Annotated in this window: 26 protein-coding genes, 2 tRNA genes and 1 pseudogene; 13 read left to right on the forward strand and 16 right to left on the reverse strand. The window is 69.8% G+C overall.

From position 1 onward, the window contains the following. Window positions 1-303: 303 nt before the first annotated feature. The 5 genes from ABZX02_RS35930 to ABZX02_RS35950 form a co-directional block, all read right to left on the reverse strand. Window positions 304-498, reverse strand: a complete 195-nt coding sequence (locus ABZX02_RS35930; protein WP_355305181.1) for a ferredoxin — start codon at window positions 496-498, stop codon at window positions 304-306. Then, window positions 498-1,691 carry a cytochrome P450 gene (locus ABZX02_RS35935; RefSeq protein ID WP_355305183.1) on the reverse strand — a complete coding sequence of 398 codons (1,194 nt, stop codon included), beginning with the start codon at window positions 1,689-1,691 and terminating at the stop codon, window positions 498-500. Before ABZX02_RS35935 ends, ABZX02_RS35930 begins: the two co-directional genes overlap by 1 nt. Window positions 1,692-1,769: 78 nt before the next feature. Further along, window positions 1,770-2,333 carry a TetR/AcrR family transcriptional regulator gene (locus ABZX02_RS35940; protein ID WP_355305185.1) on the reverse strand — a complete coding sequence of 188 codons (564 nt, stop codon included), beginning with the start codon at window positions 2,331-2,333 and terminating at the stop codon, window positions 1,770-1,772. Between the two features lie 15 nt (window positions 2,334-2,348). Next, window positions 2,349-4,232, reverse strand: a complete 1,884-nt coding sequence (locus ABZX02_RS35945) for a bifunctional polysaccharide deacetylase/glycosyltransferase family 2 protein (RefSeq protein WP_355305187.1) — start codon at window positions 4,230-4,232, stop codon at window positions 2,349-2,351. Window positions 4,233-4,314: 82 nt separating this feature from the next. Beyond that, entirely contained in the window at window positions 4,315-4,743 is a 429-nt protein-coding gene (locus tag ABZX02_RS35950; RefSeq protein ID WP_355305189.1) for a DUF6542 domain-containing protein, read from the reverse strand. Window positions 4,744-4,777: 34 nt separating this feature from the next. Here ABZX02_RS35950 and ABZX02_RS35955 point away from each other — a divergent pair, with 34 nt between their 5' ends. Continuing rightward, a complete protein-coding gene (locus ABZX02_RS35955; RefSeq protein ID WP_355305191.1) occupies window positions 4,778-5,845 on the forward strand; it encodes an LCP family protein in 1,068 nt (355 codons plus the stop codon). Window positions 5,846-5,898: 53 nt separating this feature from the next. Here ABZX02_RS35955 and ABZX02_RS35960 read toward each other — a convergent pair whose 3' ends face one another. Continuing rightward, the gene (locus tag ABZX02_RS35960; RefSeq protein ID WP_355305193.1) at window positions 5,899-8,079 is read right to left on the reverse strand and encodes a LuxR C-terminal-related transcriptional regulator; all 2,181 of its coding nucleotides are present in this window, start codon (window positions 8,077-8,079) and stop codon (window positions 5,899-5,901) included. A gap of 233 nt (window positions 8,080-8,312) precedes the next feature. Between ABZX02_RS35960 and ABZX02_RS35965 the strand changes: the two genes are divergently transcribed. After that, complete coding sequence (locus ABZX02_RS35965) at window positions 8,313-9,089, forward strand: hypothetical protein (RefSeq protein ID WP_355305195.1); 777 nt, start codon at window positions 8,313-8,315, stop codon at window positions 9,087-9,089. Window positions 9,090-9,118: 29 nt separating this feature from the next. On the opposite strand, the gene ABZX02_RS35970 is transcribed toward ABZX02_RS35965, so the two are convergent. Then, window positions 9,119-9,358 carry a hypothetical protein gene (locus tag ABZX02_RS35970; protein WP_355305197.1) on the reverse strand — a complete coding sequence of 80 codons (240 nt, stop codon included), beginning with the start codon at window positions 9,356-9,358 and terminating at the stop codon, window positions 9,119-9,121. A 158-nt stretch (window positions 9,359-9,516) separates the two neighbouring features. On the opposite strand from ABZX02_RS35970, the gene ABZX02_RS35975 reads away from it, so the two are divergent. From ABZX02_RS35975 to ABZX02_RS35995, 5 genes are all read left to right on the forward strand, one after another. Then, entirely contained in the window at window positions 9,517-10,389 is an 873-nt protein-coding gene (locus ABZX02_RS35975; protein ID WP_355305199.1) for a hypothetical protein, read from the forward strand. Window positions 10,390-10,453: 64 nt separating this feature from the next. Beyond that, window positions 10,454-10,816, forward strand: a complete 363-nt coding sequence (locus ABZX02_RS35980) for a hypothetical protein (protein WP_355305201.1) — start codon at window positions 10,454-10,456, stop codon at window positions 10,814-10,816. After that, a complete protein-coding gene (locus tag ABZX02_RS35985; protein ID WP_355305202.1) occupies window positions 10,813-10,944 on the forward strand; it encodes a hypothetical protein in 132 nt (43 codons plus the stop codon). The genes ABZX02_RS35980 and ABZX02_RS35985 overlap by 4 nt, the downstream gene beginning before the upstream one ends. 4 nt (window positions 10,945-10,948) lie before the next feature. Continuing rightward, on the forward strand, window positions 10,949-11,620 hold the full coding sequence (locus ABZX02_RS35990; RefSeq protein WP_355305204.1) for a response regulator transcription factor: 672 nt from the start codon (window positions 10,949-10,951) through the stop codon (window positions 11,618-11,620). Next, window positions 11,617-12,936: a HAMP domain-containing sensor histidine kinase gene (locus ABZX02_RS35995; RefSeq protein WP_355305206.1), complete on the forward strand. Its 1,320-nt coding sequence runs from the start codon at window positions 11,617-11,619 to the stop codon at window positions 12,934-12,936. The genes ABZX02_RS35990 and ABZX02_RS35995 overlap by 4 nt, the downstream gene beginning before the upstream one ends. Here the strand turns inward: ABZX02_RS35995 and ABZX02_RS36000 are convergent. Both ABZX02_RS36000 and ABZX02_RS36005 read right to left on the reverse strand, forming a co-directional pair. Beyond that, window positions 12,914-13,783: an exodeoxyribonuclease III gene (locus ABZX02_RS36000; RefSeq protein WP_355305208.1), complete on the reverse strand. Its 870-nt coding sequence runs from the start codon at window positions 13,781-13,783 to the stop codon at window positions 12,914-12,916. The genes ABZX02_RS35995 and ABZX02_RS36000 overlap by 23 nt on opposite strands. 70 nt (window positions 13,784-13,853) lie before the next feature. Continuing rightward, window positions 13,854-14,948, reverse strand: a complete 1,095-nt coding sequence (locus ABZX02_RS36005; protein WP_355305210.1) for an MFS transporter — start codon at window positions 14,946-14,948, stop codon at window positions 13,854-13,856. A gap of 53 nt (window positions 14,949-15,001) precedes the next feature. On the opposite strand from ABZX02_RS36005, the pseudogene ABZX02_RS36010 reads away from it, so the two are divergent. Together ABZX02_RS36010 and ABZX02_RS36015 are read left to right on the forward strand one after the other, a co-directional pair. After that, window positions 15,002-15,226 (forward strand): annotated as a pseudogene (locus tag ABZX02_RS36010) (AraC family ligand binding domain-containing protein); the annotation flags it as partial. 30 nt (window positions 15,227-15,256) lie between these two features. Continuing rightward, window positions 15,257-15,733 (forward strand): AraC family transcriptional regulator, encoded by a 477-nt coding sequence (locus ABZX02_RS36015; protein WP_355305378.1) that lies wholly within the window; start codon window positions 15,257-15,259, stop codon window positions 15,731-15,733. Here the strand turns inward: ABZX02_RS36015 and ABZX02_RS36020 are convergent. Next, window positions 15,730-16,413: an SDR family NAD(P)-dependent oxidoreductase gene (locus ABZX02_RS36020; RefSeq protein ID WP_355305211.1), complete on the reverse strand. Its 684-nt coding sequence runs from the start codon at window positions 16,411-16,413 to the stop codon at window positions 15,730-15,732. The two genes, ABZX02_RS36015 and ABZX02_RS36020, sit on opposite strands and share 4 nt — an antisense overlap. A gap of 110 nt (window positions 16,414-16,523) precedes the next feature. On the opposite strand from ABZX02_RS36020, the gene ABZX02_RS36025 reads away from it, so the two are divergent. Both ABZX02_RS36025 and ABZX02_RS36030 read left to right on the forward strand, forming a co-directional pair. Then, window positions 16,524-17,078, forward strand: coding sequence for a helix-turn-helix domain-containing protein (locus ABZX02_RS36025; RefSeq protein ID WP_355305213.1), 555 nt, complete (start codon window positions 16,524-16,526; stop codon window positions 17,076-17,078). Between the two features lie 636 nt (window positions 17,079-17,714). Beyond that, window positions 17,715-18,329, forward strand: a complete 615-nt coding sequence (locus ABZX02_RS36030) for a hypothetical protein (protein ID WP_355305215.1) — start codon at window positions 17,715-17,717, stop codon at window positions 18,327-18,329. Between the two features lie 993 nt (window positions 18,330-19,322). Here ABZX02_RS36030 and ABZX02_RS36035 read toward each other — a convergent pair. Beyond that, a tRNA-Ile gene (locus ABZX02_RS36035) sits at window positions 19,323-19,397 on the reverse strand. Window positions 19,398-19,505: 108 nt separating this feature from the next. Between ABZX02_RS36035 and ABZX02_RS36040 the strand changes: the two genes are divergently transcribed. Continuing rightward, window positions 19,506-19,967: a GNAT family N-acetyltransferase gene (locus tag ABZX02_RS36040; protein WP_355305217.1), complete on the forward strand. Its 462-nt coding sequence runs from the start codon at window positions 19,506-19,508 to the stop codon at window positions 19,965-19,967. Here ABZX02_RS36040 and ABZX02_RS36045 read toward each other — a convergent pair. Together ABZX02_RS36045 and ABZX02_RS36050 are read right to left on the reverse strand one after the other, a co-directional pair. After that, on the reverse strand, window positions 19,922-20,779 hold the full coding sequence (locus ABZX02_RS36045) for an oxygenase MpaB family protein (RefSeq protein ID WP_355305219.1): 858 nt from the start codon (window positions 20,777-20,779) through the stop codon (window positions 19,922-19,924). The genes ABZX02_RS36040 and ABZX02_RS36045 overlap by 46 nt on opposite strands. A 121-nt stretch (window positions 20,780-20,900) precedes the next feature. Then, a tRNA-Asn gene (locus tag ABZX02_RS36050) sits at window positions 20,901-20,973 on the reverse strand. A 143-nt stretch (window positions 20,974-21,116) separates the two neighbouring features. On the opposite strand from ABZX02_RS36050, the gene ABZX02_RS36055 reads away from it, so the two are divergent. Further along, a complete protein-coding gene (locus tag ABZX02_RS36055) occupies window positions 21,117-21,398 on the forward strand; it encodes a hypothetical protein (protein WP_355305221.1) in 282 nt (93 codons plus the stop codon). Between the two features lie 6 nt (window positions 21,399-21,404). On the opposite strand, the gene ABZX02_RS36060 is transcribed toward ABZX02_RS36055, so the two are convergent. The 3 genes from ABZX02_RS36060 to dnaG all read right to left on the reverse strand — a co-directional run bounded on the left by ABZX02_RS36060 (window position 21,405) and on the right by dnaG (window position 24,777). Further along, window positions 21,405-22,145: a trans-aconitate 2-methyltransferase gene (locus tag ABZX02_RS36060; protein ID WP_355305222.1), complete on the reverse strand. Its 741-nt coding sequence runs from the start codon at window positions 22,143-22,145 to the stop codon at window positions 21,405-21,407. Window positions 22,146-22,387: 242 nt separating this feature from the next. Further along, window positions 22,388-22,888 (reverse strand): hypothetical protein, encoded by a 501-nt coding sequence (locus ABZX02_RS36065; RefSeq protein ID WP_355305224.1) that lies wholly within the window; start codon window positions 22,886-22,888, stop codon window positions 22,388-22,390. Beyond that, window positions 22,888-24,777: a DNA primase gene (gene dnaG, locus ABZX02_RS36070; protein ID WP_355305225.1), complete on the reverse strand. Its 1,890-nt coding sequence runs from the start codon at window positions 24,775-24,777 to the stop codon at window positions 22,888-22,890. The genes ABZX02_RS36065 and dnaG overlap by 1 nt, the downstream gene beginning before the upstream one ends. Window positions 24,778-24,790 lie beyond the last annotated feature (13 nt).

The raw sequence follows: 24,790 nt of genomic DNA on the forward strand, positions 1-24,790 counted from the left end.
CGGAAATGCATCGCCGTTGAACATAGCTGGGCCCTCCTGACGTGCGCCGGTCACCCGTTGTGCGGATACCCGTTACACACCGCCGGTACTCACCGCGCCGTCGTCACCATCCCGCTGTCGGACCTGGTCGGGAAGGGTCTTTGGACTCTCCCCGGACACGGCGGCGCGACCGCCACAACGCCGTGGCGGTCGCGCCTACGATTTCGGAAGGCCGTGGTGATCGGAAAGGGGCCAACGAGGTGTCAGCTCACCGGAACTGAATCCATTTCCGGTGATTGTTCCTCACCGGAACGGCCGCTGGGTTCACTCTTCCAGGGTGACCACCTGGGCCGGGCACCTGTCCACCGCGTCACGCACGCCCGGCAGGAGGTCCGGCGACGGCTCGGGCACCAGCACGAGGCCGAGCCCGTCGTCGTCCGACTGGTCGAACACGTCCGGTGCGGCGAGCACGCACTGGCCCGACCCGATGCACCTCGTCTGGTCGATCCGGACCGTCATCACCACACCACCGGAATCGCCGCCGCGCCGTAAGTGATCATGTCCTCGCGGAAGTCCATCTCGGCCACGGGGACCGCCGGGCGCACGTCCGGGAACCGCGTGAACAGCGTGCGCAGCAGGATCTGCAGCTCCGCGCGGGCCAGGTTCGCGCCGAGGCACTGGTGCGGGCCGAACCCGAAGCCGAGGTGCGACACCGCCTTGCGCTCCAGGTCGAGCTCGTCGGCGCGCGGGCACAGCGACTCGTCCAGGTTGGCGTGGAACGTCACCGCGACCCACTCGCCCGCGCGGATGGTGACGCCGTCGACCTCGACGTCCTCGGTGGCCCTGCGCGCGAGTCCCGCGCCGCCGAGCCTGCCGACCGTGTAGCGCATCAGCTCCTCGACGATGACGTCCGCGCGGCTCGGGTCGCGCTTCAGCACCGCGAGCTGGTCGGGCTTCTCGAACAGCGTGAGCGTGAACAGCCCGAAGAAGTTCGACGTCGTCTCGTGGCCCGCGGCGAGCAGGCCGATGGCGAGGAACAGCAGCTCGTCCATGTCGAAGTCGGTGTCGTTGACCATGAGGCCGATCAGGTCGTCGGTGCTGCCCGACGCCTTCTTCTCCTCCACGACCTTCATGAGCACGCCGCCCAGCTCCGCGGCCTTGGCCTCGTACTCGGCACGCGAGCCGTTCTTGCCGAACATCTCCCTGGCCGTGGCCTGGAAGAGCTCCTGGTGCTCCGGCGGCACGCCGAGCAACTCGGCGATCACCAGCGACGGCACCGGCAGGCAGACCGACGACACCAGGTCGGCGGGCGCCCCCGCACGCTCCATCGCGTCGAGGTGCTCGTCGACGATCTCCTGGATGCGCGGTCGCATCTCGTTGAGGCGCTTGACCATGAACGCCCGCGAGAGCGGCCGGCGCAGACGCAGGTGCGCGTCGCCGTCCATCACGTTCATGTTGCCCGGCTCGGGCAGACCGAGGACCTGCTCGCCCTCGGTGCGCATCTCGGGCTGGCCGTCCTTGTTCGCGCTGAAGCGCGGGTCGGACAGCACCTTGCGCACACCGGCGTAGCTGCTCACGACCCAGGCCTCGACGCCGTTGGGCCACAGCATCCTCACCGGGCCGTTGCTGATGGCCTCCTCGAAACCCGCGGGCGCCCCCAGCGGGTGCACGCGGTTCTCGTGCGGGACAGGGCAGACGGCAGCTTCGGTCACGGGATTCCCCCTCAACAGAACAGAACTGTTCTTTTGACTCCATGACCGAAAGTAGCGCACCGACTACGTTCTGACGAGTTATTTGGTCCGAAATGCACTGATCAACGGTCTCAACAGGCCGTCGACGATGCCCTCGATGACCCCCGGCTCCTCGGAGCGCAGCACGAACGTCGAGATCAGGGCGGTGATGAGGACGTCGGCGTCGAGGTCCTCCGGCAGCTCGCCGCGCGTCTTCGCCCGCTCGACCGCGACCCGCAGGTGCTCGGTGTAGGCGCGGTCGACGTGCTCCTCGCGCAGGCTCGCGAGGTCGGCGTCCTGGCGGCTTCCCTCCAGCAGGCCGAGGAAGATCCCGGCCGTGTCGAACGGCATCGGCTCGCCCCAGCCGGTCAGGATCTGGCGGACGTCCTCGGCGAACGTGCCCTCGTCGGGCTGGGGCAGCTGCGGCAGGTTGGCCCTCAGCGCGTCCGTGATCAGCCGGGCCTTGGAGGGCCAGCGCTGGTAGAGGCTCGCCTTGCTGGCGCGGGCGCGGCCGGCGACGAGGTCCATGTTGAACCGGGCGTAGCCGACCTCGGCCAGGACGCCGAGCACAGCGGCGAAGACCTCCTGCAAGCGCTCCGGCGCGTCCAGTGGCGTGCGGCCCACCAAGCCTCCTGTCGTTCAGGTGACGGGCACAGTACCGGGCGCGTCCGACAGCCTCCCCGTGCGCCGCACCGACATCCACCGCAGCTGCGTGCCGTGCACCGCCGTGATCAACGACTGGATCACCACGACGTACATCAGCTGCCGGTAGACGAGCTGCTGCAAGGGATACGCCCACAACGGCCGCAGCGACTCCCCGTCGAGCCGCAGCGCGTAGCCCGCGCTGGCCGTCTGGACACCGAGGAACACCGTCCACACGATCAGCCCGAGAGGTGCGTCCGCGACGAGGAACCCGTACAGCACGAAGAGGTCCATCACCGGTGCGAGCAGCGGCAGCAGCAGGTGGAACGCCAGCAGGTAGAGGAGCCCGAACCGGCCCATCGGTCCCTTCTCGACCAACGCGCCGCGGTGCTTCCACATCGCCTGGAACGTGCCGTACGACCAGCGGTACCGCTGCCGGAACAGGCCGCGGACCGTGGCCGGCGCCTCCGTCCACGCCCTGGCCTGCGGGCGGTAGGCCACCCGCCAGCCCGCGCGCGTGACCGCCATCGTGAGGTCGGTGTCCTCGGCGAGGGTGTCGTCGCTGACGCCGCCGACGTCGGTGAGCGCGGCCCGGCGGAACGCCCCGACCGCGCCCGGCACCGTCGGGATGCACCGCAGCGCGTGCAGGATCTGCCGGTCCAGGTTGGACCCGGCGCAGTACTCGAGGTGCTGCCAGCGCCCGAGCAGGCCCTGCCGGTTGCCGACCTTGGCGTTGCCGGAGACCGCGCCGACGCCCGCGTCCGCGAACGGCTGCACGAGCTGGCCGATCGTGTCCGGTTCGAAGATCGTGTCGCCGTCCACCAGCACCAGCACGTCGTGCGCGGCCTCGCGGACGCCCGCGTTCAGCGCCGCGGGCTTGCCCTGGTTCTCCTGCCGGATCACCGTCACGCCGGGCAGGTCCAGTTCCTCGGCGAGGCCGGCGGTGCCGTCGGTCGAGCCGTCGTCCACGACGATCACCTCGACGTCGGCCAGGTGGTCGTTCGCGGCGATGGACCGGACCGTGGCGGCGATGGTGAGCGCCTCGTTGTACGCCGGCACGACCACCGACACCGGCGGGGCGAACCACGGCGGTGGCTCCTCCTCGCGGCGCCGGCGGCGGTCGGTGTGCGCGAGGCCCAGCTGCATCAGCGTGCGCAGCAGGCCGAGCAGCGCCGCGATCGCGATGGCCGTGCCGAACAGCGCGAGCACCACGCCGCCGTTGCGCTGCGACCACGTGGTGACGGCGCCGGTGAAGCGTTCGCTCGCGGAGGCCCGCTCCGGCAGGTCGTCGGTGACGAGCACGAACCGGTAGCCGGGCTCCTTCGCGAGCTCGCGGGCGATGTCGCCGCCGAGGCTGCCGTCGTCGTGCAGCCGGACGACGCCTCCCCTCTCCCGCAACGACATCCGCACCAGCGTGCCGATGTCCTGGTGGTCGCGGTCGCCGCTGTCGACCTCCGCCGGAGCACCCACCAGCCGCGTGTGGACGCCCAGCGCGTCGGCCAGCGCGGCCTGGGCGAGGGCGAGGTTCAGCGGGTCGGTGTGGTCGCCCTCCGCGCGGAAGCCGTCGACGCCGATCCGGTGCCCCTCGGCGACGATCCGCCGCGCGACGTCCGGGTGGCGCGTGACCTGCGCGCCGGTGACGAAGAACGTCGCCTTGATCCCCGCGTCCCGCAACCTCTCAAGCGTGCGCGGCGTCCACTTCGGGTCCGGACCGCCGTGGAAGGCCAGCGCGAGCGTGCCCTCCGGCAGGTCCAGGCGCCCGCCCTGGTGCGGCACTGGCTCGGGCTTGATCGCGGCGTAGGCGTGGAACGAGACCACGCACAGCAGCGCGACCAGGCCGAGCAGGATGGAGATCCAGTGCAGCCGCGGCGTGCGCGTCACCACGCTCCCAGCAACGTGCCGCCCACCACGGCCGCGACCACGACCAGTCCACTCGCGACGGTCCAGCTGACCAGCCTCGCCGCTACCCGTCTGCCGCCGTTGCGATCGACGAAGACCTGCACTTCCGCTTCCCCCCAGAGACGATTCGGACGGCCGCGACCACGAGTGCCGCGCCGACCGCCGCCGCCATCCACGGGAACCCGTTCACGAGCCACGGGACCGCGTCAGCGGCGAACTCCTTGCTGTTCCCCCAGAAACCGAGCCGCTTCGTCTGCCGCTCCCAGGCGGCGTTGCCCACGGCGACGACGACGAACACGAGAGGTGGCGCCGGTGCCACCGTCCACAAACCCACACGCCTCACGAGCGCGGCGGCCACGAGCGTGCCGCTCACCAACCACACGCCGAAGACCCAGCCGAAGTTGCCCCCGTCCACCCAGACCCCCGTCTGCGTGAACACCGCCAGCACCGCCAGCACCGCGAGCGCGGCGAGACTCGGCAGTTCCACCCCCATGACCACCTAGAATAGTTGAGGGGGTGTTCTGTTCATGCAAGCACGTGGTGGCTATCACCGCACGGCTTTTCTCGTCCTGACGCGCCTCGCGTGGACAGCGCTGAGCGCGGTCGTGCTGGCCGCCTCGGCGTTCGCGTGGGCAACTGTGGCCACGATCTCCACGGGAGTCGAGCGGTCGTACGCGATCCCGGACGACGCGCCGCGCTCGGAGTCCGGCCGCAACATCCTGATCATGGGCCTGACCACGAGGCTCGACCTGCACGGCGAACCGCTGCCGGACGACGTGCTGCGGCGCATGCAGGCGGGCGAGAGCGACCGCGGCGGTTACAACGCCAACACGCTGATCCTGTTGCACATCCCCGTTTCCGGCCCGGCCGTGGCGATGTCCGTGCCCCGCGACAACCTCGTGCCGCTCGCGTCGGGCGGCGAGGGCAAGATCAAGGAGGCGTACGGCCGGGCGAAGATCGCCGAGGAGGACCGGCTGCGCGCGGCCGGCACGCACGACAAACGCGAGCTCGAACGCGCGGGGCGCGAGGCGGGCCGCCGCGCCCAGGTGCGGACGGTGTCGGCGTTCCTCAACCAGCCGGTCGACCACCTCGTGGAGGTCTCGCTGATCGGCTTCTTCCACATCGCCGAGGGCCTCGGCGGCGTGGACGTGTGCCTGCGGGCCGCGACGAAGGACCCGTTGTCCGGCGCGGACTTCCCCGCCGGACCACAACACCTCGACGCGGGCCAGGCGCTGTCGTTCGTGCGGCAGCGGCACGGCCTGCCCGACGGCGACCTGGGACGCACCCGGCGGCAGCAGGCGTTCCTGTCCGCCGTGGCGAAGCGGCTCAGGGGCGCGGACGTGGGCGTGGTCCAGGCGATGATCGACATGGCGAAGCAGGACGTCGTGCTGGACGCGCGGTTCGACCTGGTCGAGTTCGCGCGGAACATCCCGACCGAGGTGCGGTTCGACACGCTGCCGATCGAGGGCGGCGCGCACCTGGGCGGGCTCGACGTGAACAAGGTGGACCAGGCCAAGGTGCGGGCGAAGGTGACCGAGCTGGCGACGGCGCCGCCTCCTCCGCCGCCGAACGACGGGGTGCCGTGCATCGACTGAGTGCGGTGCCGGGACGCAGGCCTGCTGCGCCGTGAGCCGCCCTGCCCTGAGCGTCAGGCGCGCCGTTCCGTCACCCAGGTGGCGATCTGCGCCCGTGACGTGAACCCGAGCTTCTGCAGGATCCGCTCCACGTGCCCCTCGGCCGTCCGCCGCGCGATCACCAGCCGCGCCGCGATCTCCTTGTTCGACATCCCGCCGGCGATCAGGTCCGCGACCTGCTGCTCGCGCCGGGTCAGCGGCGTCAGCGTCACCACCGGCGCCGGGTCCGAGGTCTGCTCCTCGCCGATCGCGAACGCGATGGCGTCCTCCAGCTCCAGGTCCATGCCCCGGCGGAACATCGTCCGGAACTCCTGCTCGCCGAGCGCGGAGACCGTCGCCGACTCGCACTCGCCGTGCGGGGCGCCGAAGTACCGGGACCCGAACATCGGGTAGCCCACGGACTGCCAGATCTCGTTGGTGGCGCCGAGCAGTGTGGCGGCGCGCGGCGCGTGGCCCTGCGAGGCGGAGATCCAGGCCAGCAGCTCGATCGCGAGCACGATGCCCAGCAGGTCGTGGAACGAGCGCTTGATCCGCAGGCACTCGCGGCCGAGGCGGTCGGCGCGGGCCAGGTCGCCGCTCACCCAGGCGCACAACGCCAGCACCCAGATCGCGTACGCCTGCGCCCACAGCTCGCCGTGCTCCTCGCCGACGGCCTTGGCCTCGACGCAGAGCCGTTCCGCGGACTCGAAGTCGTGCCGGAACGTCGCCGAGATCGCGAGCTCGATGCCCGCGAGCATGGTGTGGCTGTTGACCGTGCCCTGGCTGCGGTACAGGCGCATGGCCTCGGCGAACCCGCTGTCGGCCAGGTCGAGGTCGTCGCCGACCAGGTGCGTGCAGGCGATGCGGTGGGTGGCGTAGGCGAGCGCGGACTCGTCGCCGGACTCGACGGCGTACGCGCGGCACTCGTCGAGCATCCGCACGGAGGCGGGCAGGTCCCCCTGCAGGGTCGAGACGTACCCGTTGACCCACAGGGCCTTGGCGCGCAAGGGGCCGGGTTTCGCGCTCGCGACGGCGCGGTCGAGCCAGTGGCGGCCCTCGCCGAGCATGCCGCAGCCCGCCCAGTAGAACCACAGCGTGCTCGCGAGGTGCACGCAGTGGTCGCCGTCGTGGTCGAAGCAGAAGTCCAGTGCGGACCGCAGGTTCGCCTGTTCCAGGCGCGTGACGCCGAAGATCTGCGGCTGGGCGGGGCCGAACCACTCCTTTTCGCGGCGTTCGGCCCACTCGATGAAGTGGTCGCGGTGCCGCTCGCGCATCACCTGTTCGCGGCCCGCCGCCCGCAGTTTCTCGAGGCCGTACTGGCGCAACGGCTCCAGCAGCCGGAACCGGGTGGCGGAGGGGTGCTGCTCGGAGACCACGACGGACTTGTCGACCAGGCCCATCAGCGAGTGCAGGACGTCCTCGGGCGCGACGTCGTCGCCGGAGCAGACCCGTTCCGCGGCCTCCAGGTCGAACGTGCCGGAGAACACCGACGCGCGCGCCCACAGGATCTGCTCGGCCCGCGTGCACAGGTGGAAGCTCCAGTCCACGGCGGCGTGCAGCGTCTGGTGGCGGGGGTCGCCGCCGCGCTTGCCGTCCGAGAGCACCCGGAAGGTGTTGTCCAATCTGGACAACAGGTGGTCGAGGCTCAGCACGCGCAGGCGCACGGCGGCCAGTTCGATGGCCAGCGGGATGCCGCCGAGCAGCGCGCTGATCTGGCTGACCTTCTCGTGGTTGCTCTCGTCGAGGACGAACCCCGGCTCGACCGCGGCGGCCCGTTCGGCGAAGAGCGCGAGCGCCGGGTCCTGCGGCAGCGGTGTGACCTGCCAGAGGTGCTCGCCGTCGACGCCCAGGCGTTCGCGGCTGGTGACGAGCACGCGCAGGCCGGGGACGCCGCGCAGCAACGCGTCCACCAGGTCCGCGGTCGCGGCGACGACGTGCTCGCAGTTGTCCAGGACCATCAGCAGCTGGCGGTCGCGCAGGTGTTCCACCAGGACGGTGCGGTGCGGGCGGACCGTGTCGTCGTGGACGCCCAGCTGTCCGAGGACCGTGTGCACGACGAGCTCCGGGTCGGTGACGCCGCCCAGCTCGACGAACCACACCCCGTCGCGGAACGCCCTGCTGGTCTCGCCCGCCGCCCGCAGCGCGAGCCGGGTCTTGCCCACCCCGCCGACCCCGGTCAGGGTGACGAGGCGGGACTCGGCCAGCAGTCGCCGCACCTCGCCGACGTCCTGCCTGCGCCCGACGAAAGTAGTTGTGTCGGCAGGCAAATTGCCTTTGCGACCTGGGGAAAGCGAACCGCCCACAGCGGCACCCTAGGTGGGCCCGATCTCCCGCTGCAACGCGGTCCCCCGGAGGTACCAACGTCGAAACACGGGTAGTTACCCCCTAGGGCGCATGCGGTGACGTCGTCAGTCTTGAAGGCTTGGGACACGCCTGCGAGAGGGGACTCATGGCCGGCGACAGCCTCGAGGTCGACGTCCGGGAGCAGAACGGCGTGGTCGTCGTCCGGTTCAGCGGCAGGCTCGACTGGATGACCTACCTGCGCGTGCAGGACGTGCTGCTCGACTGCGCCACCAAGGAGCTCGTCGGGGTCGTGGTGGAGCTGGACGAGCTCGTCGCCGAGTCGCCCGCGCTGCTCGTGGTGTTCGACGTGGTGTGGCTGTCCGCGGCGCGGTGGCCGGGGATCTCGCTGAGCCTCGTCGTCACCGATCACGAGCTGCGCTCCACGCTGGAGTCCCGCGGCCTGCCCCGGCACATCCCGCTGCACTCGTCGACCGCGGCCGCCGTGGCCGCCGTGGTGCGGCACAAGCACGAGGACCGCGTGGACGCGCCGCTGCCGTCGTGCCGCTGCCTGCCGCACGTGGCGGAGCGGATCACCGAACGCGCGTGCGAGCGGTGGGGTGTCCAGTCGCTGCTCGACGTCGCACCGCAGGTGGCCGTCGAACTCGTGTCGCACGTCGAGGACAACAGCCCTCTCTCGTTGCTGCTTCGCATGCGTGGGGACAAGTTGTCCGTGGCCGTGCGCACGACCGCACGGTTCGACCTCAAGCAGTGGCACAACATGCGGCACAACGTCGCGTCCATCGCCGTCTGCAACTTCACCATGGGCGAGACACCGGCCGGCGGTGGGCGGCACATCATCTGGGCCATGCTCGACGTGCCGGAGGACAGCCGACGTCCGCCGATCTCCCTGCCGGAGACCGCGGTCTTCACCCACCAGGCTTAACACTTCCGGGTCGTTCTGCCCGGACCGTGCTACTGGGCGTGGGTTGCCGCGACGCTGGTGCGGTACGCCCTCAGGACCTGCCCGTCCGCCGCCGCCTCCCAGGAGTCGACGCACTGGTGCAACCAGCAGCGATGCAGGGCGCACGTGATCCGCGAACAGGGGTCGAGGCCCAGTTCCTCGGCCAGGTCCTCGGCGTCCAGGACCGCTGTCAGCGTCGGGTCCACTGCCTCGCAGGAGCTCACCAGCCGGAGGTGCGCGCGTCGCCTCATGGGAAAAATCGTGCTCCTCGGAATTGATCGGGCCTACCCGTATTGATACCCGCTCAATCTCCACTTCCGGGTAATTCCACGCCGCCCAGAACCTCTTCCTAGCCGGACGCGAGCGTCCTACCCTCGGATTCCAACGGCGGCGCAGAGGTGTACTTGCCATGGCGGATCCTGCGTACTTCCCTCCCCCGCACTCCAGCCGCATCGGTGCGAGCGATGTGGAGCAACTGGAGTCGCAGACCCGTTCGCTGCGGTCGGTGGACTACCGGTACGGCGGCGGTGCGTGCCGCGACGCCGTCGTCGTGCGGATCTACTGGGCGCAGCAGCTGCTGGCCGCGGAGGCGACGGACGCGGTGCGGGCCCGCCTGCTGTCCGCGGTCGCGGACCTGCACAACCTCGCCGGGTGGACGTCGTTCGACAGCGGCCAGGTCGGAGCGGCGTACCACCACTTCGACCGCGCACTGGACTTCGCCCGGCACGACGAGGACCTGACCACGAACATCGTTTACCGGCGTGGGCGCGTGCATCTGCACCACGGTGCATCGGGTGATGCGCTCGCATACTTCCAGAGGGGTGCTTTCGCGCCGTTGGCGTCGAGCATCATGCACGCGAACGAGGCGTGGGCATATGCGCGTCAGGCCCGTTCCGCAGAGGCTTTGCGAGCGCTGGGAAAGGCGCGGGACGCGTTCGCGAGCGCGGACCTCGCACGGGTGCCGGACTGGGCGCGGTTCCACGACGAGACCGACCTGACCGCGATGACCGGCACGGTCCTCACCGAGCTCGGCGACACCCGTGCCGCGATCCCGGCGCTGCTGGCGGCGGTCGAGGGCTTCGGGCCGGCGATGGCGCGCAGCCGGACGTTCTGCCTGATCTCACTGGCGTCGTGCCACTTCCTCGACGGTGACCTCGACGAGGGCAGGGCCGTGGGGGCACGGGCCGTGGAGGCGGCGGAGGAGCTGCGGTCGGAGCGGGTGTGGGACCGGCTGCGCCCGCTGCTGCACGCGGCGGCCGGGCGTGGGATCGCGCTGCGCTGATCTTTGCAGAACCCGAACATTCGGCGGACCTGGTCCTGACGCGCGCCGGTCATCGTTCTGCGTCATGAACATTTCGCGAATCGGTGGGCTCGTGGCGGGGATGCTGCTGCTGGGCGCGGGGACCGCGTCGGCGCAGGAACCGATCACGATCAGCCCGGAGAAGGTGCAGCAGATCTGCTCGAACCGCGTCCCGCGGGTCGAGGCCAAGGTCAAGGCGCTGACGGACCGGATCAACGGCACCGCGGAGACGTTGGGCTCGAAGAAGTGGATCGAGCAGAAGGCCGCCGACGCGCGCAAGGCCGGTAATACGGCCCGTGCGGACGTGCTGGACGCCAAGTTGAAGCTGCGGGACGCACAGCTGGTGAAGCTCGGCAAGGCGGGCGAGCGCGTCGCCGAGTTCAAGTCCGAGCACTGCGGGTCGAAGTGAGGTGGGTCGCCGCCGCCGTCCTGCTGTTCGCCCTGACGGCGTGCCGGGGCGAGGCGCCGGTGTCGGACTTGGATGATGTGGAATCGACGTTGAACAGCATCGAGTCGGACATCGACCAGCCGGGGTGAGTGCGTGGAACGTGGCCTGGTGCTCGTCGTGGAGGACGAACCGGCGATCGCCGAGCTCGTGGCGCTGTACCTGCGCCGCGACGGCTTCGGCGTGCACCTGGAGTCCTCGGGGGACGCGGCACTGGCCGCGGTCCGGTCGCTCTCGCCGGTGGCGGTGGTGCTGGACGTCGGCCTGCCGGTGCTGAACGGCATCGAGGTCTGCCGGGCCATGCGCGCGGCCGGGGACTGGACGCCGGTGCTGTTCGTGACGGCCCGCGACGACGAGGTGGACCGCCTGCTCGGACTGGAGCTGGGTGCGGACGACTACATCACCAAGCCGTTCAGTCCGCGCGAGTTGGCGTTGAGGGTGCGCACGGTCCTACGTCGCTCCTCCGGCGCCGTGTCGGACGTTCTGCAGGTGGGTGCCGTACGGCTCGATGTCGGGGAACGGCGTGCGTTCGCCGGCGCCGAGGAGGTCTCGTTGACCACGACGGAGTTCGGGCTGCTCTCGTACCTGATGAGGAACCCACGTCAGGTGTTCTCGCGCGAGCAGCTCCTCTCGGCCGTGTGGGGCTATTCGTCCATGGCGGGCACACGAACCGTTGACGTTCATGTCGCCCAGCTGCGCGCCAAGTTCGGTGCGTCGAGTCCGATCCGGACGGTCCGCGGCGTCGGGTACTCGGCGGACGCGTCGTGAACCTCGCGGGCAGGATCGCGTTGCTGTGCCTGGGAGTCGCGTTCGTCGCGGTGGCCGTGGCGGGCTTCGTGTCGACGCGCCTGGTGCTCTCGACCTCGCAGCAGGTGAGCCGGGAGTTCCTTCGGTCGCAGGCCGACGTGGTGGCGGGGCAGATCTCGAACGCCCGCGTCGAGCAGATCCTGGAGGGTCAGGACATCGCGATCGTCCGGATCACGGCCGACGGCGACGTCACCGGCGAGGACCGGGCGGCCGTGCGCGCGGTCCGCACCGTCGACTACCGCAAGGTGCTGTCGGGGTCTCCGGTGTCCGGGGTGAGCGGGCGGCTGAACGTGGAGGCCCGTCCGTCGGGGGCGGGCGGCTTCGCCCTGGTGCAGGAGACCGAGACCAGCGGCACGTACCGCAAGCTGGTGCGCAACATCCTCCTGGCCCTCGGCATCGGCCTCGCCGTGGCGTGCCTGGCGGGTCTCGCCCTCGGTTCCTTCCTGGCCCGCCCGCTGCGCCGGGTCGCGTCCGTGGCGCACTCGATGAGGGCGGGCCGGCGGGACCTGCGGGTCCCGGTGTCCGGCACGCACGAGCTGGCCGAGGTGAGCCAGGCGGTCAACGCGCTGGCGGACGCGTTGCAGCGCAGTGAGTCCCGCCAGCGCGACTTCCTGCTCTCGGTCTCGCACGAACTGCGCACACCCCTCACCGCCGTGACGGGCTTCGCGGAGTCGCTCGCGGACGGCGTCGTCACCGGCGAGCAGGTGGCCCCGGTGGGCACGGTGATCCTGGACGAGTCCCGCCGCCTGGACCGCCTGGTGACCGACCTGCTCGACCTCGCCCGCCTGGGCGCTGACGACTTCCGCCTGGACATGGCCGCGATCTCGCTGGAACCGGTGGTCCGCTCGGCCGCCGAGGTGTGGCACGCCCGCTGTCACGCGCGCGGCGTCGAGTTCTCGCTGCAGGTGTCCGCGTCGCCCGTGGTGTGGGCGGACGCGCGGCGGCTGCGGCAGGTCGTCGACGGCCTGATGGAGAACGCCCTGCGCGTCACGCCCGCCGGACGGCCCGTCGTGCTGGCCCTGTCCGGCGTGCTGCAGGTGCGCGACGGCGGCCCCGGCCTGGCCGCCGAGGACTACGCCGTGGCGTTCGACCGCGGTGTGCTGCACGCGCGCTACCAGGACTCGCGGCCGGTCGGGACCGGCGTGGGACTCGCGCTGGTGCACGGGCTGGTGACACGGATGGGCGGGACGATCGTGGCGGGGCCGGCGGCGGAGGGCGGGGCTGCGTTCACCGTGACCCTGCGGCCGCCGGAGGTCACTTCGCCTGCGGGAGCTTGACCTTCTTCTTCGAGCCCGGCGACGACGGTGGTGGCACCACAGGGCCGATGTCGCCGTCCGGCGCCTCGTCCAGGTCGACGATCACCGGCGCGTGGTCGCTCGGCCCGGTGCCCTTGCGCGCGTGCCGGTCGATCCACGCCGCCTTGGTGCGCGGTGCGACCGAGTCGGACGCGAGGATCAGGTCGATGCGCATGCCGAGGTCGCGGTGGAACATGCCGGCGCGGTAGTCCCAGTAGCTGAAGATGCGTTCGTTCGGCCAACGGTCGCGCACGACGTCGTGGAAGCCCAACGCCTCGATGGCCTGCAATGCGGCGCGTTCGGGCTCGGTGACGTGGGTCTGGCCGATGTAGGCCTCGGGGTCGAACAGGTCGGCGTCGGTGGGGGCGATGTTGATGTCGCCGCACACCAGGGCGTCCGCCGGGCCGGATTCCAGCACGTCGCGGAGGGCCGCGAGCCACTCCAGCTTGTACTTGTAGTGGTCTGACTCCGGCTCACGGCCGTTGGGCACGTACAGCGAATGAACGCGCACGCCTGCACACGTTGCTGCTACCGCACGGCCTTCGATGTGCGGGAAACCCGGTGCGCCGGCCACGCCGACCGCGACGTCCTCGAGACCCACGCGGCTGAGGATGGCCACGCCGTTCCACTGCGTTTCACCGAACACGGCGAACTCGTAGCCGCGTTCCTTGAGGGAGTCGCCCAGCAGCGTGGTGAAGGCGTCGTCGGCCAGTTTGGTCTCCTGCAGGCACACGACGTCCGGTTGCCGCTGGTCGAGCCACGGCAGCAGGCGCGGTACGCGTTGCTTGACGGAGTTCACGTTCCAGGTCGCCACTCGCACACGGCCCACGGTAGTCACACGGGCTAGAGCCCGCATCGAGCTACACGCGCACAGGTGAGCGCAAACCGCGTGCCGCGACTCACGCGACGATGGGCAGCACTACGAGAGACAACAGCCCCCACTGGAGACTCGTCGCGCCTGCCACGGCACCGACGACCGGGGAGCCCAGGCCACCGATGCTGACCGCCAGGCCGAGCGTGACACCGCTGGCCGTGCCGAGGCGGTTGGGCAGGTAGTCCTGGCCGAGGGTGACGTGCAGCGAGAACGGCACGTACAGCGACACGGCCGTGAGAGCCACCATCACGTACATGGCCGGACCGGGCACCAACGCGACTCCGGCGACCGCCGGTACCGCGACCGCGTAGGACACCTGCAGCACGCGAACTCTGCCGTACCGCCCGGCCAGCACGCCGCCGAGCAACGTGCTGGCGGCGCCCACTCCGAACAGCACCACCAGGGCCGCCGCGCCGGCCGCCGGTCCGCCCCCGACCCGGCCGGTCACCCAGAGCGCGAGGAACGTGCCGAGCCCGAACGTCACCATCGACCGCGCGACGATCACCACCGTCAGCCTGCCGAACTGCCCCCAGTCGTCACGGCCCGCCGCCACCGCGACCGACGACGAGGCTCCGTGCACACCGCGCAGCGCCACCGCCGTGCACACGCCGCCCACCAGCGCGGGAACGGTCAGGAGCGGGCTCCACGCGAGCCCGCCGAACGCCAGCACCGGTGTGACGAGCACCGGTCCCAGCGCGAACCCGACGTTGCCGCCCACCGAGAACCAGCTCATGCCGACGTGGCTGTCCCGCGCCACGCGGCGGACCAGGCGGGCGGCCTCGGGGTGGTAGGCGGCGACGCCGAGTCCGGACAGCGCGATCGCGAGCCAGGTCAGCACGTACGAGTCGCTCAGGCCCGACAACCCGACGCCCACGCCCGCGACCGTCATGCCGACCGGCACGAGCCACGGCATCGGCCGCCGGTCGGTCAGCACCCCGAACAGCGGCTGCACGACCGACGACAGCAGCGTCGCGGCGACCGTGATGCCGGCCGCCGCGACGTAGCCGTAGCCGCGTTCGAGGACGAGGAACGGCACGACGGCCGGCACCGCGCCCTGGTACAGGTCGTCCACCGCGTGCCCCGCGACCAGGACCGACATCCGCCGGCGAGAGTTGTCCACGTCTCGATCCTGGCCCCGCCACGACGTTCGCGATTCCGATAATCTGCCGATGTATGTCGAATACTCGCCATCTGCCGGCGGCACCGACCACGAGCCGCGACCTGGCGGCCACCAGTGGTGTCACCGCGCACTGGCACGACGAGCACCAGATCGTCTACGCCAGCCGTGGCGTCGTGGCCGTTCACACGGAGTCGTCACGCTGGATAGCTCCCACGCACCGTGCGTTGTGGATCCCCTCCGGCACCGTGCACTCCCATCGCGCGTATGGCGTCACACGGCTGCATTTCCTCGGGCTCACGCAAAACCCGTTGAAACTCCACGAGCCGACGGCCCTCGCCGTCTCCCCTCTGCTGCGTGAGCTGCTCATCACCTACACGGAGCTCACCGACCGAGAAACCCCTGCGGGCAAACGAATGCGTGCGGTGTTGCTCGACCAGTTGGCCACCGCGTCCGAACGACCGGTGCGCGTCCCCGCCGCCCGCGACCCCAGACTCGCGGCGGTCTGCGCGGTGCTCGAGACCGACCCCTCGGACACTCGCGGTCTCGACGCTCTCGGCCGTGCCGCCGGCGCCAGCGGCAGGACGTTGACCAGGCTGTTCCGCGACGAGATGGGCATGACCTTCCCCCAGTGGCGCACGCAGGTGCGGCTCTACCACGCCCTGCGCCTGCTGGCCGAGGGCCACTCGGTCACCACCGCGGCCCTGCAGTGCGGCTTCGCCACCGCGAGCGCGTTCATCGACGTCTTCCGCCGCTCCCTGGGCCACACGCCGGGTTCGTACCTCTAGAACACCGAGAACACCTCCTCGGCCCGATCGCGCTTCACGAACATCTGCCACGCCGTGTCCGCGATGGCGTCGGGGTCGAGCGTCCGCACCTCACCGAACCTCCCGGGGTCGGCCCGCACGGCCTGGTGGATGTCGCCGCGCTCGACGAGCCCGCCGATGGTGAGCGTGCCCGCGTACACGCCCTTGTCGGCGAGCGCCGCGTTGAGCGTCAGCGCGTAGTTCCGCAGCGCGGCACCGGAAAGCGCGAGCGACCCGAGCATCGGCATCGGCCGCACGGCGCTCAGTCCCCCGGCGAACAGCAGGCCGCCACCCCGTTCCACCACGGCCGGCAACACCCGCTGCACGACGTCGACCGCCGGGTAGAGCCACTCCATGGCGGCGCGGGCGAGCTCCGGCGTCGTCGCCGTGATGTCCTCCGGCGCCTCGCTCAGGTCCGTGGCACCCGGCCCGTAGTACACGACGTCGACCGGCCCGACCTCGTCCACAGTGGACGCGAGCTGCGCGCTGTCCCGCACGTCGCACGCGAACGCCCGCGCACCGGGCAGCTCCGCCAGGTACGCCTCGTGCCGCCGCGCACTCCGCGAGACGAGCGCGATCTCGTACCCCTCACCCGCGAACCGGCGCGCGATCGACATGCCGAGCCCGGGACCGACCCCGAGCACCAACGCCTTGGGAGACATGACTTCTTCCTTCCGAACGCTAATTCGAGGCACCCCTCGACTTACGCCCGCCGACGCTACCACAAAACATGAGGGCACCCTCGACTTAACCGCCGAGTAGGATCTGCCGCATGGTCACGGCGTCGAGGCCCCTGCGCGCCGACGCGGCGCGCAACAGGGACAAGCTGCTGGTAGCGGCCGCGGAACTGTTCGCGGAACGCGGCCTCGACGTGCCGCTCGAACACATCGCCCGCAGAGCCGAGGTCAGCATCGGCACGCTGTACAAGCACTTCCCGACCCGCGACGACTTCGTGGCGCAGATCTTCCCGCAGCGCCTGGCCGCCCTGGACGTCATCGGCGAGAAGGCCCTGGCCGAACCGGACCCGTGGCGGGCCTTCGCCGGCTACCTCGAGGACCTCTACGCACTGCAGGCAGAGGACCGCGGCCTGAACGACGTCCTGGCCCGCGACCTGCCGAACGCCCCCGAGGTGGTCTCGGCCTGCCACCGCGGCGCCGGCCACGCGGGCGTGCTGATGGACCGCGCCCTCGCGGCGGGCGTGCTGCGCGCCGACTACACGATCGCGGACCTGGCGACGCTGACGAGGGCGATGGCGCAGGTCATCCGCGACTCGCCGGACGAGTGGCGGCGCTTCCTGTCGATCTACGTCGAGGGCCTGCGCACCTGAGAGAGCTGGTGGGGCAGGTGGGGCTCGAACCCACGACCTGACGGGTAAGACGTGGCCTCTGCCTACATCTGCCATCCCCTGCTCATACCTAGATTTACCTGCGGTGATCCAGTCTCGCGGTTGCCGTTCCAAACCGCTGGCAGTGGACGTTTTCCGTCATTATGTGAGGGAAAAGTGTGGAGATGATCGTGCCTCCGCGACCACATGACATCGAGGGCAAGCCTGTGGGCTGGTCGATGCCCCCAAGGCATCGAGCTGTCCACAGGTGCGGCAGCCGAGCGCCCTGACCACCGCTTCAAAGTACCGCCTGGCGCTCGTACCGACGATCGCTCTGACCACTCGTCGTAGAGCCTGGTGTCTGCTGAGTGGAGGTCTGCGGCGCGCGCCTTCGAGGGCAGGCCACTTGGCCTGACCGTAGCTCCCTGCCTCAGGCCGCAGAGGCTCATGGGTCAAGCCCTGATCGCTGCGACAATCCGCGGGCTGACGATGTTTCGTGAGCGCGATCAGGACTTGAGGCATGAGGGGCGGCCGGACACACTACGCGCCGTAGACCTTCGCGGACCGGCGGCTGCATGAGACCTGCGCTGACAGCGGATCAAGTGAGGGCCGTCGCAACGGGTACGTCAGACTGTCCGTGTGAGCCTTGAAGCCAAACTCGCTCTCGCTGCTCTGGTGGTGGCGGTCGTCGCGGTCCCGATCGCGGCCTGGGTGACGAGAAAGTACGGGACTCGCCGGCGGAGGCTCCTGGTCCTTTTTGAGGCTACGCCGCTCGTTCCTGACATCCAGGGTGGCGGGGCCGACGCGCTGAAGATCACCTTTCATGGTCTACCTGTCGATGAGCCGTACCTACTCACGATCCACGTGGAGAACGTCGGCCCGTCTGACATTGCGAGCAGTCATTTTGACGCTGGAAAGTCTGTGCAGGTGCAGTTGAACAGCACTCTGTACGGGATGATCAGTGCGACTCATGGCATGCATACCGTTGGGCCTGCCCTTGGTGCTACCAACGCGGTTATCGAGCTGACCCCTCTGCTGCTTAAGCGAAGGGATGCCTGGGTGGTTGAGGTGCTTGTATCTGGAAGGCCAGATCCAGAGTTCATCAGTTCGCTTGTGGACACGGACGTAGTCACACAGACTGCGACTGACAGGGTGGCCGCGATCGCTGAGCGGATGACCTACGGCCCAGGCTTCGCGGCTGGTTACCTCTGGCAGGCTCTGTCGGATCTGATCGGCAAGGTACTTAGGCGATAGTTGTCCTAATTTGTCTACTTGCAGCGGTTTCCTGCGGGGGACGCTGGCCGTTCCTGTCCGAGAACGGTCGACCTGCGCGCATGCCTCGCCCGCCGCGCTCGGACGCCGGAGGCGGCCTTGGGCGCGGCGGAGAAAGAGGCGCGTAGGTCTGCCGTTCTCGGATGGGCACCAACGGCCAGCGGCCCCCGCAGGGGGCCGCCTTGATGAAGAAAAGAAACTCTGAACACGCCGGTCATGAGCCTGTTACCGAGTCCAGGTCACCAGAACCTTGTCATCGTGCTGCTTGGCGCGAGGCAAGAACTTGGCCGTAGGGTCCTCGAACTGTTCCCAGTCGTGGAGCCGCTGCAGTAGCGCCGCAAGCTCGTGATCTGGCATGAGGGCAACGGATTCCCAGCGCACGCCTACGTGATCGATGACCCTCTGCGCTCCGTCCGTTGCGAGAACGCACCACTCGACATCGCTCCCGCAGAACTGACGGCTAACAGCTTCCTTCGCTGCTTGTGGGTCCGCCTCTGCGATCCAGTAACCGTTAGGCACGTTCCTCTTACGCTGTTCTTGCTGCTGCAGCTCCCCGAGCAGCGAATGATGTTCGGCGTCGTACCCAGACCCGTTCTTCAACGTGACTGAGGCCGAGCTGGAAGGGCCGGTGTTCCCGAACTCCCTCGGGACGCTTCGCGACAAGCACAACACCCTCTCCGACTGGCGAGCGTTCCGCGGCCGTGCTGGGCTACCCGTGGGTGACCTTCCGGACCTTCAGGCGGTCAGTCGCGACGATCTTGGACGATGCCGGGCTGTCGGCTCGCCAGATCGCCGAGCAGCTCGGGCACTCGAAGGTCTCGACTGCCCAGGACGTCTACATGGGGCGTCGGGTCAGCAGTCGCCGAGCGGCTGATGCGCTGGACGGAGCTAAGTGGTCCAACTCGTAAAGTGAGGCAAAAGTGTGGGGGTGATCTTGAAGCACTTCAGGCTCACCCCCACTGAGCAGGGAGTTTGTGGGGCAGGTGGGGCTCGAACCCACGACCTGACGGATTATGAGTCCGCTGCTCTGACCAACTGAGCTACTGCCCCCGTCGCAGCCACGGACCCCCAGCCCGTCGACGCTGCGTGGTGGAGGATACCGATCACGCCGGACAGGCCTTGCGCACCCCCGTGGCGAGCGACACATAGGCTGGACACGTGCGTCTGACCCTCCGCGACTTCACCCCGGCGGACGAGCCCGAGGTGCTGGCGTTGTTCGCCGACTGCGACGACTGGTTCCAGGCCTCGACCGGCCACCCGTCCGGGCCCGGTGACGTGCAGAGCCTCTTCTACGCGTTGCCGGAGGGTGCCGCGTTCGAGCAGAAGCGGCTGCTGGTCGCGCAGGCGCAGGGCATGATCGGGTTCGTCGACCTCGTGCTGGACCACCCCGCGCCCGGTGAGGCGAGCATCCGGTTCTTCCTGGTGCCCAAGGACCTGCGGCGGTGGGGCATCGGGCGCGAGATGGTGCGGGCGCTGGCCGGGCGCTTCCCGGACGTCACGCGGGTGCACGTGCGGCTCGACGACTTCAAGCCCGGCAACGAGTTCCTCAAGGCCGTGGGGTTCGCCCTCAACGGTCAGCGAGCGGTGCTGGAGATCGCGCCGAGGTCCGACGGGCGGTAGCCGCGCGGGTAGCCCGGGTAGGTGCGGTTGCGGGTGTTGGTGAGCTTGAGCGCCTTGCGCACCGGCATGTGCCGAACCACGAACGCCCGCATGCGCAACGCACGGCGGCCTAGCGCGCCGACCCACGGCGGTGGCGGCGTGAAGCCGAACGCGCGCACCATCGCCGCGTCCAGCATCGCGACCACGGCCCGTGCGACCACCGGCCGCGTCACGGACGGGTACCACGAGCAGAACAGGTCCAGCGTGTACTGGCCGATGCGGCGGTTCGACGGCGCGAACACGAAGTGGTCCTGCTCGTAGGCCGTCTTGAACGCGAGGAACTCGTCGTAGTCCGCGGGGATCTCCTTGATGCCCATGCGGGCGCCGACCGCGCGGTAGAAGTGGAACGACGCCAGCTGCTCGGTGCGGGTCAGCGGGCGCCAGCCGTACTGCGAAAGCCACTCGATCGGGTCATAGATGAAGGTCGACAGGACGTAGAGCATGTCGTCGTTCGAGATGTCGTAACGGCCGTGTTGGCGGTTCACGACTCGGAGCGCCTCACGGCCCCGTGGGGAGTCATAGCCGTGTTCGACCAGTTCGGCCATCAGGACGGCCGTGTCGTCGTAGCGCTTCTGCGGGCGCCGTTCGAACTCGCCGGTGCGTTCCAGCAGGCCGGAGATCGTCGGGACGCAGTACGTGCGGAAGAGGGCCATCTCCAGCGACTTCTGGTAGTCCCACGGGAACTCCAGGCCGGCGGAGATGCGCATGATCTCCTCGTGGTCCGCGACGGGATCCAGCGACGAGATGCGGCGGAGGTTCGCGTAGCGGGACATGCACACACGCTGGAGCAAGGCCGCTCAAAGCGGAAGACCCCAGTTGGCGGACCGGGGGCCTGGGCCTGAGTCCCCGCACGAACGAGAACGGCCGCCAGAGGTACCCTGGCGGCCGTTCTAGCTCCCCCAACTGGACTCGAACCAGTAACCCTGCGATTAACAGTCGCATGCTCTGCCAATTGAGCTATGGGGGAATGTTCTGTTGTTCTTGCCTGTCAGGCTTGGTTCCTCCTGACAGTGGGTAACTCTACATGAGCCTCAAAAGGGGTTTTGCAAGCACCCCCCACTTTGTGGCTGAACAGGGCCTGACCAGGCACGATGCGAGAGGAGACGGCACATGAAGGGCATCTTGGTCGGCGCGGCGATCGGTTACGTGCTCGGCGCGAAGGCCGGACGGGAGCGCTACGACCAGATCGTGCGCCTCTGGCACCGGTTCACCGCGAACCCGACGGTGCGCAAGACGGCAGCCCAGGCGAAGGACAAGGCGTTCGAAGCCGCAGTTCAGGCCAAGGACCTGGCCGCCGACGCCGCCGGGAAGGCAGCCGAGAAGGCTCCCTGGAAGCACCACGACGAGAGCAACGGCAAGGTCTTCGTGCCGCCCGCCACGCACCAGAAGTGACAGGCCTCACACCTGGGCGACCGCGAAGATCCGCCTGAAGGGGAACCAAGTGGTGCCGTCGGCTCGCTGCGGGTACGCCTCGCGCAGCCGCGGCGCCAGTTCCGCCACGTAGGCCTCCCAGTCCGTTGAGGACAAAGCCGCCCGCACCGGCCGCAAAGCCGTGCCGGTCACCCATTCGAGGACCGGATCGGGACCGGAGAGGCGCTGCACGTACGTCGTCTCCCAGACGTCCACAGTGGAGCAGTCGCCGAGCAGGTCCGCGTACTCCACGGGGTCCAGGACAGGCTTCTCGGCACGGAAGACGTGCGCCAACGCGGACCCGGCCACCTCGCGCACCAGTCGGTGCGAAGGGCCGGCGAAGTTGCCGGGGACCTGGAACGCGAGCCACGCACCGCCCGGCAGGACCCCGAGCCATTTAGACACGATCGAGGGATGTTCGGACACCCACTGCAGGACCGCGTTCGACACCACCACATCGGTGTCCGGCAACGGTTCCCAGGTCGTGACGTCGTCCACGCGGGCGTCGACACCGGCCTCCCGCGCCGCCTCGACCATCTCCGGCGACGAGTCGAACGCCTCGATGACGGCGGACGGCCAGCGCGTGGACAGCGAGGTGGTCAGGTTGCCGGGGCCACAGCCCACGTCCACGACACGACGGGGCTCCTCAGCCCGTACGCGCCCCACGAGTTCGTAGAACGGCCTCGCCCGGTGATCGGCGAAGGCCAAGTACTGCGCCGGATCCCACATACGACTAACAGTACACGCGTACTGCTAGCCCGCAAGGTCCTCGGCGAACGGCGCCGCAGGGTCCCCGAAGATCTCGGTCAACGGCGCGGCGCGGTCTGCGCAGAGTTCTCGGCGCACGGAACCGCGCTATCCCGCGAGCTTCCCGGCAACCGGCACCCGCGCTGTTCCCGCCAGGTTCCCGGCGCCCGCGCAATCCGCGAGGTTCCCGCCGAACGGCGCCCACGCGGTTCCGCGTCGGCCTCCTAGCCGGCGAGCTTCGCCGCGAACGGCGCCACCGCCGCACGCACCGCACCGAGGTCCACGTCCGCGTCCCCCCGCGCCTGCCACACCACCCCGTCCTGCCCGGGGATCTTGCGCTGCAGAATCCACACACCCGGCGAGTCGACGCGTTCGCGGTGCCGGATCGACCCCTCGACGCGCTGGCTGATCGCCCGCATCACCCGGTCCGGCCGGTCGAGCACGAACCGCAGCGCCGGCCGGTCCTCCAGCAGCACGACGGGACCCTCGACGGAGGCCTCGACGGCCTCCACCACCCGCAGCGCGCCCTCCCACTTCACCTTGCTGACCAGGTGCCAGCCGATCCGCCGCGGCGGCTCCCCCGGCACCCACAGCCCGAGCGACGTCGCCACGAGGTGGCCACCACCCGTCACCGGTGCGTGCGCGATCACCGTCTCATCGCGCTCCAACGAGCCCGTGAACCCGTCCGGAGCCCCGTCGCCGAACAACCGTCGGAACAACCCCACTACAGCACTCCAGCGCTCTGCTGCAGGAGCGCCTTGCGGTACTCCTCCAGCGCCACCAGGTCACCCCACAGCGCCCGGTACTCGTCGGCGTCCTTGATCGGGGACAGCCGCCGCAGGCGCGACTTCACGTCCTCGACCTGCTTGCCGACCTGGACCTCCTGCAGCCGCGCGATCACCATCGACACGTAGCGGAACTCGTCGTTCTGCTTGACCGCCAACGGTTCCACGGCGAGCTCGGTCAGCACCGACCGCACCGACGCGTGCGAGCACGCTTGCGAGATCGCGTCGAGGTACGCCGTGCCCTCGAGGCCGCAGGACGCGCCACCGGCCTCGCGGATCGCGCGGTGCAGCGCCACGTAGGCCGGGTCGGTGAAGGACTCGTCCGGCAGCGAGTCGTACAGCGGGCCGGCGTACTCCGGCAGCCGCAGTGCGATCTTGAGCACCTCGCGTTCCGGCACGAGCCGGGGGTCGCGCGGGTTCGGCCGGGGTGGTCCGTCGACCTCCACGCCGAGCGCCATCTGGTTCGGGTCGACGCGCTGCTGAGCGGGCACGGGCGCCTTGCCGCCGGCGGTCTGGCGGACGCGGCGCACGACCATCGCCTCGTCGTCCCAGCCCACCCACCAGGCGAGGCGGGTCGCGTAGCCGTCGCGCTTGGCGCGGTCCTTGATCTGCGCGACGAACGGCACCATCTTCTTCAGCGCCTCGACGCGCCCGTCCACGGAGTCGAGGTCGTACGACCGGAGCTGGGCCTTGATCGCGAACTCGATCAGCGGGATGCGCCGCGCCACCAGGTCGCGCACCGCCACGTCGCCCTTGTTCTGGCGCAGCTCGCACGGGTCCATGCCGTCCGGCGCGACCGCGATGTAGGTCTGCGCGGAGAAGTGCTGCTCCCCGTCGAACGCCTTCAGGGCGGCCTTCTGGCCCGCCTCGTCGCCGTCGAAGGTGAAGATGACCTCGCCGTTCACGTCGTCGTCGATCAGCAGCCTGCGCAGCACGTTCATGTGGTCCGTGCCGAACGCCGTGCCGCACGACGCGACGGCCGTCGGCACGCCCGCGAGGTGCATCGCCATCACGTCGGTGTAGCCCTCGACGATCACGGCCTGCTTGCGCTTCGCGATCTCGCGCTTGGCCAGGTCGAGGCCGAACAGCACCTGCGACTTCTTGTAGATCATCGACTCGCTGGTGTTGAGGTACTTCGCCTGGATCGGGTCGTCGTCGAAGATCCGGCGCGCGCCGAACCCGACGACCTCGCCGCCGATGTCCCTGATCGGCCACAGCAACCGCCGGTGGAACCGGTCGATCGGCCCCTGCCGGCCCTCCTTGGTGAGCTGCGACTTGATCAGCTCCTGCAGCTCGAAGCCGCGGCCCAGCAGGTGCTTCGTGAGCTTGTCCCAGCCGCCCGGCGCGAACCCGCAGCCGAACTGGCGGGCGGCGGCCTCGTCGAACCCGCGCTCGGCGAGGAACTCCCGCGCGGGCTGCGCCTCGGGCGTCTTGAGCTGCTCGGCGTACCACTCCTGGGCGGCCTTGTGCGCCTCGATGAGCCTGCTGCGGGTGCCGCGGTCGCGCTGGATCGTCGCACCGCCGCCCTCGTAGGTGAGCTGGATGCCCGCCCGGTCCGCGAGCCGTTCGACGGCCTCCACGAACGACAGGTGCTCGACCTTCATCACGAAGGCGATCACGTCGCCGCCCTCGCCGCAGCCGAAGCAGTGGAACGTGCCGTGCGACGGGCGCACGTTGAACGAGGGCGTCTTCTCGTCGTGGAACGGGCACAGGCCCTTCAACGCACCGCCGCCGGCCCGCTTGAGCGAAACCTGGTCCCCCACGACCTCGTCGATGCGGCTGCGCTCACGCACCAACGCGATGTCGCTCTCCCTGATGCGTCCTGCCACGCGTCCGAGTCTA

The organism is Lentzea sp. NPDC003310 (assembly GCF_040610935.1).
In the GTDB taxonomy this organism is placed as follows: domain Bacteria; phylum Actinomycetota; class Actinomycetes; order Mycobacteriales; family Pseudonocardiaceae; genus Lentzea.